The organism is Streptomyces sp. SID14478, assembly GCF_010548525.1.
Taxonomy (GTDB): Bacteria; Actinomycetota; Actinomycetes; order Streptomycetales; family Streptomycetaceae; genus Streptomyces.
The window spans coordinates 1-8,385 of record NZ_JAAGMG010000107.1 but is presented as its reverse complement, the minus strand read 5'-3'; the positions used below and the strand labels follow the sequence as shown (position 1 = coordinate 8,385).

Genomic DNA, 8,385 nt, shown 5'->3' with positions numbered 1-8,385 from the left:
GTGGCACGACCCCCACCGGGCGGCGCCCGCCCACGCGTTCGCCGCCCGGTGGACGAGGACGCGCCTCCGCTCAGGCGACCCGCGCCATGTCCCCCTGCCCCGTCCCGCCCCGCAGCCGCGCCCCCCGGACGAGCCGCTCGACCTCCTCCACCGCGTACTCCCCCAGCCGCCGCACCTCGCTGCCCTGCGCCCCGGCGATGTGCGGGGTCACCAGTACGTTCGGCAGGGACAACAGCGGGTGGCCGGCGGGTAGCGGCTCCGGGTGCGTGACGTCCAGGTACGCCGAGAGCCGCCCGGTCCCGCACTCGGCGGCCAGCGCCTCCGTGTCTACCAGGGCCCCCCGGGCCGTATTGATCACCACCCCGCCGTCCGGGATCAGCGCCAGCATCCGCGCGCTCAACATGCCGCGTGTCTCCGGCAGTTGGGGCGCGTGCACGCTCACGATGCCGCTGCGCCGGCACAGCTCGGCGAGGCCGACCCGCTCCACGCCGAGCCGCTCCGCCTCGGCCTGGTCGACGTACGGGTCGCACAACAGCACCCGGTAGCCCGCGGAGTCGGCCCGCAGCGCCTCGACGACCCGGCGGCCGATGCGGGACGCCCCGATGATGCCGACGACCCGCGCGTCCGCGCCGACCCGCTGCGTGAACCCGGGCCACGCCGCCTCGTACCCAGCGGCGGTGGCCAGCGCCCCCTTCGCCGCGAAGGTGACCGCGGCGAGCGTGAAGGCCACGACGGGCCCGGCATTGGCGTCGGCGGCCGAGGAGACGAGCAGCCCGCGCTCCCACACGGCGTCCGTGACGATCGGGCGCACCGATCCCGCGGCGTGCACCACGGCCCGCAGCTTCGGCGCCCCGTCCAGGACGCGGGCCGTGAGCGGCGGGCAGTCCCACCCGGTGACCAGGATCTCCGTGGCGGCCAGCACCTCCGCGACGCCCGGCCCGCCGAGCTCCCCGGTCAGCGGCGTCGGCGCCAACCGGGTGCTGCGGCCGAGCCGTTCCCGCAGGTCGGGCGGGAAGACCCGCTCCACCACCTGGGCACCCATGGCCAGTGCCGCGGTCGGTCGCTGTGCCGTCACTCGGTTCCACCCCTCGTCGCAGAACTGCAGAACTGCAGAACTGCAGAACTGCAGAACTGCAGAACTGCAGATTAGTCAGAATCACTGTAACCGGTTACTTCAGTGCCTCAGGAGGCTAGGCACCCGAGGCGCCCAGGGTCAAGACATCGCGAAGCCAAGGGGGTTGACCGTTCGTAGTAACCGTTTTAGATTCCGGCACACCTTGTTCCAACGACGGAGGGGTTCCCGTGCCCACGGTGGCGAAGGAAAGGCCCGAGACCGGGGTGGTGGACCCCCCTGGCGAGCCGCAAAACGGGTCAACTGCCCGCATAATCAAGCGTGATACGAAGTGGAAACGGTTTCGCAGCAGCCGGACGCTCCTGCTGCTCATGGTCCCGGGCGTCGCCTACTTCCTGGTCTTCCACTACGGCGCCTTCCTCGGCAACGTCGTGGCGTTCAAGGAGTACGACCCCTTCGCCGGACTGTGGGGCAGCCCCTGGCTGGGCCTCGGCAACTTCAGCCGCATGTTCGGCGACCCGGACTTCTGGCACGCGACGTGGAACACCTTCTACATCGCGGTGCTTCAGCTGGCGTTCTACTTCCCGGTGCCGCTGGCCATCGCACTGCTGCTGCACAGCCTGACGTCCGACCTGCTGCGCCGCTTCGTGCAATCGGTGGTCTACCTGCCGCACTTCCTGTCGTGGGTGATCGTCGTCGCCCTGTTCCAGCAAGTCCTGTCCGACACGGGCCTGTTGAACAGCCTCCTCGGCGACGCGGGCCTGCACACCGTCGACGTGATCGGCAATCCGGACGCGTACCGGCCGCTGGTCGTCGCCGAGGTGATCTGGAAGGACGCAGGCTGGGGCACCATCATCTTCCTGGCCGCCCTGATGCAGGTCGACGAGCAGCAGTACGAGGCCGCCGCGATCGACGGGGCCGGGCCCTGGCGCCGTTTCTGGCACGTCACGCTGCCCTCGATCCGCCCGATCGTCGTGCTGCTGCTGATCATGCGGCTCGGCGACATCCTCTCCGTCGGCTTCGAACAGATGCTGCTGCAGCGGCAGTCGGTGGGCCCGGAGGTCGGCGAGGTCCTCGACACCTTCGTGTTCTGGCAGGGCATCATCGGCGGCGACATCGGCTACGCCACCGCGGCCGGGCTCTTCAAGGGCCTGGTCGGCGCGGTCCTCGTGTTCGTCGCCAACCGCATCGCGCACAAGCTCGGCGAGCAAGGGGTCTACAAGTGAGCAGCAGGTCAACCGCCCCCGTCCGTCCGGCCTGGATGGAGCGGCCCAGGCCCGTCACCAAGGCCGCCAAGGGCCTGGCCGTCCTCGTGCTGCTGTGCCTGGTCCTCGTACCGTTCCTGGTGATCGTCTCCACGTCCCTGGCCTCCAACAAGGAAGTGGTCGCGGGCGGCGGCTGGGTGCTGTGGCCGACCGACCCGACGCTGCGCGCGTACGAGAACATCCTCAGCGGCGGCATCGTGACGAAGGCGCTCGGGGTGAGCGTCGGCATCACCCTCGTCGGCACGCTGCTCTCCCTCGCGTGCACCGCGTTCCTCGCCTACGCGCTCAGCCGCCCCGGCGTGTTCGGCGGCAAGCCGGTACTGCTGCTGGTCCTGTTCACGTTCCTCTTCCCGCCCGGCATGATCCCCGCGTTCCTGCTGGTGAAGGGGATGGGGATGCAGAACATGTACGCGGCGTTGATCGCCCCGGTCCTCATCAACGTCTTCAACCTCGTGGTGCTGCGCGGCTTCTTCCAGGGCATCCCCGAGGAGCTGTACGAGGCCGCGCGGCTGGACGGGGCCGGTGACTGGGCGACGTTCTGGCGGATCGCGCTGCCGCTGTCCAAGGCCGCGCTCGCCGTGGTCGGCCTGTTCTACGCGGTCAGCTACTGGAACGCGTGGTTCACCGCCTCGATCTACCTGGAATCCGACCACTGGCCGCTCTCCCAGGTCCTGCGCACGTACGTCATCGGCGGCGCGCAGATCGCCGACACGGGGCTGAGCGAGGCCGGCATGGTCTCGGCGCCGCAGACGACGCAGATGGCCGTCCTGGTGATCGCCGTCGTGCCGATCCTGCTCGTCTACCCCTTCCTGCAGAAGTACTTCACCAAGGGCGTGCTCACCGGCGCCATCAAGAGCTGAGCCGCTCCCCACCTCCCGCGCTTCGCCCGCACTTCCTTTAGCCGAAGGGTCCTTCACCATGTCCGCGAACATGTCGCGCCGCACCCTGCTGCGCTCCATCGCCGTCGGCGGCACCGCGCTCGCCGTGCCGTCCCTGCTCACCGGGTGCTCGACCGAGAGCGGCGGGGGCGCCTCCGTCGGCAACAAGGGCACGAAGGCGGCGCCCTGGCCGACGTACGCCGCGGCCGAGGGCCCGGCCCCCGACCTCGCGCCCACCGCCGACGGGGTCCAGGCCGGCTTCCTCAGGTACCCGGAGAAGCTGGTCAAGGCCGTCGCCGAGAAGCCCGGCACCGGCAAGGAGAAGATCCGGATCATCTCCATCACGTACGGCACGCCGCCCAAGCCGGCCTCGCAGAACAAGTACTGGGCCGCCCTGAACAAGGCGCTCGGCGTCGAGATCGAGTTCACGGTGGTGCCCGACGCCGACTTCCGTACGAAGATGGCCACGCTCATGGCCGGGGACGACCTGCCCGACATCATCGCGATCGGCGGCGGCTACACGCTGCCGCGCGAGGCCCAGTTCGTGAAGTCGCGGTGCGCCGACCTGACCGAGTACCTGTCGGGCGACGCCGCGAAGGACTATCCGCACCTCGCGGCCATCCCGACGTACGCCTGGGACGGCATGGGCCGGATAGCCGGGCGGATCTACGGGATCCCGGTGGAGCGGCCCAAGCCGCAGGACACCCTCTTCCTCAACCAGGAGGCCTTCGCGAAGGCCGGGTTCGAGCAGGGCATGTCGGCGGCGGACTTCGCGAAGGCGGCCAAGTCCGCGACGGGACACCGCACATGGGGCCTTGGCGCCTCCACGACCAGCTACTTCGGTTACAAGACGCACGCCATCTGGCACGGCACTCCCAACGAGTGGCGCATCAAGGGGTCCCAGGCCGAGTACTTCGCGGGCACCGACGAGTTCAAGTCGGCCCTGGAGTACATGGCGAAGCTGCGCGCGTCCGGCGCGTACTACCCGGAGGCCACGTCGGTCTCCCAGGTCGACCTGAAGAACCAGTTCTACAACGGCACCGCCCTGTCGATGACCGACGGCTTCGGCGCGACGATCTCCAACGCGCAGGGCATCAAGGGCGCGTACACCCTGGACGTCGCGCAGCCCTACGTCGTCGGCGGGGGGCGGCAGCAGTACCAGCAGAGCCGCGGCATCTTCGGCTACACGGCCCTGAAGAAGGCCTCCAAGGACCGCATCAAGCTGCTGCTGCGCGTCCTGGACTGGCTGGCCTCGCCGTTCGGTTCGCAGGAGTTCGAGCTGCTGCACTACGGCATCGAGGGCACGCACTTCAAGCGCGACAAGGACAACAACCCGATCGCGACGGAGCTCGGCATCCTCGAGTCCAAGGACAACCTGCCGCTGGTCAAGGTCTCGGACGCCCCGCAGCCGCTGTACTACCCGGGCTTCGCCGACCTCACCAAGCGGGTGCACGCCTGGCAGCAGAAGGTCGTGCCGATGATGGTGCCCAACGACCGGTGGGGCCTGCAGTCCGACACCTTCAACCGGCAGGGCGCCACCCTCGACCAGATCATCAACGACGGCGTCACCGCGGTCGTGACCGGCCGCAAGAAGGTCTCCGACTGGGACGGCATCTACAAGAAGTGGCTCGCCCAGGGCGGCAGGAAGGCCCTGGACGAATTCGGCGAGGAGTACGCGGCGGCCCACTGACCGGGCTGACCGACGGCGACGACGCAGGCGATGATGGTGCGGGGCCGGCACGGCAGCGGCCCCGCACCGGCGGACCGAGGAGATGCACAGTGGGCGAGCGGGCGACCATCCGCGACGTGGCGGCGCGCGCGGGCGTCTCGGTGGCGACCGTGTCGCGGGTCCTGGCGGGCAACTACCCGACGTCGGCCGGCTCGCGCGCGAAGGTGCTGCGCGCGGCCAAGGACCTGGACTACGTCGCCAACGCGCACGCCCGCGCGCTCGCGGGCGCGGGACGCAAGACCATCGCGGTGCTGATGCTGGACGTGGTGAGTTCCTTCTACGCGGCCGTCGCGCAGGGCGTCGAGAAGGAGGCCGCGCAGCAGGACCGGCTCACGCTCGTCGCGTCGACCGGCGCGGACCCGGCCCGGGAACTGGCACTGGTGCAGATGATGCGCGAGCAGGCCGCCGAGGCGGTCGTGCTGGTCGGCGGGGTCGTCGAGGACGCCGCGTACCGGGAGCGGATGGCCCAGTACGCGCAGTCGCTCGCGGCCGCCGGTTCGCGGCTGGTGCTGTGCGGCAGACCCGCGCCCGCGCCGGACGTGCCCGCGGTCGTCGTCGAGTACGACAACGAGGCGGGCGCCCACGCGATCACCAGCCATCTGCTGGGCGCGGGCCACCGCAGGATCGCGCTGATCGGCTACCAGCCGGGCAACACGACCGGCGAGGACCGGGTCCGCGGCTATCTGCGGGCCCTGGCCGACCACGGCGTCCCGGCCTCCGACGCGCTGCTGCACGGCATCGGCTTCGGCCAGATCAACGGGGACGAGGCGATCCGCGACCTGCTCGACACGTGCGAGGGGCGGCCGGACTTCACGGCGGTGTTCGCGGGCGACGACCGGGTGGCGGCCGCCGCGGTCAAGGCGCTCGGGGAGTACGGGCTGCGCGTTCCGGACGACATCTCGGTGGTCGGTTACAACGACGACCCGGTGGCCGCCGACATGACCCCGGCCCTGACCACGGTGCACATCCCCGGCGAGGAACTGGGCCGCACCGCGGTCCGGCTGGCCCTCGGCGGGACGGGCCGCACCGGGCAGCAGCGCCAGCTCCTCGGCACCCACATAGTGATCCGCGACAGCGTCCGCCGGCTCACGCCGTAGGCACCTCGCCGCGGTGGTCGGGGTGGATCCAGCTCGGCTTGCGGTACTTGAGGAAGGCTGCCGGGGCCGCGATGCCGAGGAGCAGCAGGCCACCGCCGACGATGAGCAGATAGCGCCACAGGGGCCCGGTGTCGTACTGGTCCGGCGGTACGAACCCGATGACGAGCGCGAGCACCGAGGCGACGAAGCCGACGCCCGCGACGACCGTGACGGCCGGGACCACGAACCCGCGCGGCACGTGGGGCTGCGTCCGCCGCAGCCGCACCACGGCGAGGAACATCAGCAAGTAGGCGACCAGATAGATCTGGATCGTGATGACGGAGAACATCCAGTACTGGCTGGAGACGTCGTCGCTGAACGCGTACAGGACGCCGATGAGCGTGGTCAGCACGCCCTGCGCGATCATCACGTTCTGCGGTACGCCGTGCTTGTTGAGCTTTTGCAGGAAGGGCGGCAGATAGCCCTCCTGACGGGAGAGCGTGACGAGGCCCTTGGCGGGGCCGGCGAGCCAGGTGAGCATGCCGCCGAGCGCCGCGCAGACCAGCATGACGCCGACGATCTTCGTCATCCATCCGACGTGGAAGTGGTCGAAGAACGCCTGGAAGGCCTGCATCAGACCGGCGGTCAGGCTGAGTTCCTTCGACGGCATGACCCAGCTGATGGCGAGCGCCGGGAGGATGAAGATCAGCAGGACCAGGCCGGTGGCGAGGAACACCGAGCGCGGGTACTCGCCGCGCGGGTTGCGCAGGGACGACACGTGGACGCCGTTCATCTCCATGCCCGCGTAGGAGAGGAAGTTGTTGACGATCAGGACGAGGCTGGCCAGTCCGGTCCACGGCGGCAGCCAGTGGTGCGCGCTCATCGGGGCGGCCGACGCGTTGCCCTGGCCGAGGAAGACGATGCCGAGGACGACGAGCACGACGCCCGGGACGAGCGTGCCGATGACGAGCCCGAGCGAGGACAGACCGGCGACGGTCCTGGTGCCGCGCGAGCTGACCCACACCCCCGTCCAGTAGATGACGACGATGCAGATGGCCACGTACAGGCCGTTCTCGGCGAGGCTCGGGTGGATGACGTACGCGAAGGTGGACGCCACATAGGCGAGCAGGCTCGGGTAGTACGCGATGGTCATGGCGAACTGGCACCACACGGCGACGAATCCGAGCGGCTTGCCGAGTGCCTCGCTGACCCAGCGGTAGATGCCGCCCGTCCAGCCGGAGGCCAGTTCGGCGCCGACGAGGGCGGTGGGCAGCAGGAAGACGAGGGCCGGCAGTAGGTACAGGAAGATCGCGGCGAGGCCGTAGATCGCCATCGTGGGCGAGGGCCGCAGGCTCGCCACGGAGGCGGTCGTCATCAGACCGAGCGTCACCCAGGAGATGAACTGGCGGCGGTTCCCGTCGTCGACAGGTGCCGCGTTCCGTCCTGGTTCGTCCGTAGTCGTCATGGCGTCATGATCGGCGCAGCAGGGTAAGGCCGCACGTCGTCCCATACCGGGTGGGGGTAAGGTGCGGCGCATGACGACGTCGAGGGGCCGCACGGGCCGCGGGCAGCTGCTGCTGTTCGTGGCGCTGCTCTTCGGGATCGTGGGGATGCACACGTTGGGGCATCCGACCGGGCACGCCATGGAGCACTCGGCGCAGCACGGCGGCATGACCGCGCACGCGGCGCCCGCCGGGCTCGACGGCCGGATCGTCGGTCAGGCCGGCCACTTCGTCGGCCAGGTCGTCGGCCAGGCCGGCAGCCACCTCGTCGGCCAGGTCGTCGGGGACGAGCACCCCTCCCCTGGCTCCCCCGGTGACGGCGGCATGGATCCGCTGGGCGTGTGTCTGGCGGTGCTCGGTTCGTTCACGCTGCTGCTGTTGCTGACGGCGGCGCTGCTGCGGCCGCTCCTGGACACGGCCGCGCCGGGTCCGGTGCCGCGCGGCATGGTGTGCGCCCGGCGCCCCCATCCGCCCCCGCCGAGAGCGAGGTTGTCCCGGTTGTCGGTGCTGCGCATCTAGGCCTGCACACCGGCTGCTTCGCGCTGCCCGGAACGCGATCGGGAGTGAACGGGAACCCGATCGGGTCGAGCGGTGTATCAGAAGCGGCGGATGAGTTCGCCACTGCACGCAGCACGACACCGACATCGAGGTGCAACTCAGTCATGCGTCACACCCCACCTTCCCCCACGCGCCGCACTCTGCTCGGCGCCTCGCTCGCCGTCGCCGGCACGGGAGTTCTGACCGCCTGCTCGGACTCCGGGCCCGGCTCCGGCCCTGACTCCGGCTCCGGGCACGGCGCTCATGGCGCGGGCGGCGCCGCGCCCGCGGGGTACGTCGACCCGGCGGGCGAGGCGGTCGCTGCC

7 protein-coding genes and 1 pseudogene are annotated in these 8,385 nt (G+C 70.4%); 6 read left to right on the top strand and 2 right to left on the bottom strand.

The window, feature by feature from the left end; genetic code table 11:
• Positions 1 to 70: 70 nt before the first annotated feature.
• A complete protein-coding gene (locus G3I40_RS04435) occupies positions 71 to 1,042 on the bottom strand; it encodes a hydroxyacid dehydrogenase (RefSeq protein WP_164300836.1) in 972 nt (323 codons plus the stop codon).
• Between the two features lie 401 nt (positions 1,043 to 1,443).
• On the opposite strand from G3I40_RS04435, the gene G3I40_RS04430 reads away from it, so the two are divergent.
• From G3I40_RS04430 to G3I40_RS04415, 4 genes are all read left to right on the top strand, one after another.
• On the top strand, positions 1,444 to 2,298 hold the full coding sequence (locus tag G3I40_RS04430) for an ABC transporter permease subunit (RefSeq protein ID WP_164300833.1): 855 nt from the start codon (positions 1,444 to 1,446) through the stop codon (positions 2,296 to 2,298).
• A 35-nt stretch (positions 2,299 to 2,333) separates the two neighbouring features.
• Positions 2,334 to 3,197 carry a carbohydrate ABC transporter permease gene (locus G3I40_RS04425; protein WP_164300835.1) on the top strand — a complete coding sequence of 288 codons (864 nt, stop codon included), beginning with the start codon at positions 2,334 to 2,336 and terminating at the stop codon, positions 3,195 to 3,197.
• A 58-nt stretch (positions 3,198 to 3,255) separates the two neighbouring features.
• Entirely contained in the window at positions 3,256 to 4,905 is a 1,650-nt protein-coding gene (locus G3I40_RS04420) for an extracellular solute-binding protein (protein WP_239091531.1), read from the top strand.
• 89 nt (positions 4,906 to 4,994) lie between these two features.
• Positions 4,995 to 6,041 (top strand): LacI family DNA-binding transcriptional regulator, encoded by a 1,047-nt coding sequence (locus tag G3I40_RS04415; protein ID WP_164300832.1) that lies wholly within the window; start codon positions 4,995 to 4,997, stop codon positions 6,039 to 6,041.
• Here G3I40_RS04415 and G3I40_RS04410 read toward each other — a convergent pair.
• A complete protein-coding gene (locus G3I40_RS04410; RefSeq protein WP_164300831.1) occupies positions 6,031 to 7,485 on the bottom strand; it encodes an APC family permease in 1,455 nt (484 codons plus the stop codon). The genes G3I40_RS04415 and G3I40_RS04410 overlap by 11 nt on opposite strands.
• 70 nt (positions 7,486 to 7,555) lie before the next feature.
• Between G3I40_RS04410 and G3I40_RS04405 the strand changes: the two genes are divergently transcribed.
• Both G3I40_RS04405 and G3I40_RS04400 read left to right on the top strand, forming a co-directional pair.
• Entirely contained in the window at positions 7,556 to 8,041 is a 486-nt protein-coding gene (locus G3I40_RS04405) for a DUF6153 family protein (protein ID WP_164300830.1), read from the top strand.
• A 143-nt stretch (positions 8,042 to 8,184) separates the two neighbouring features.
• Positions 8,185 to 8,385 (top strand): annotated as a pseudogene (locus G3I40_RS04400) (hypothetical protein); the annotation flags it as partial.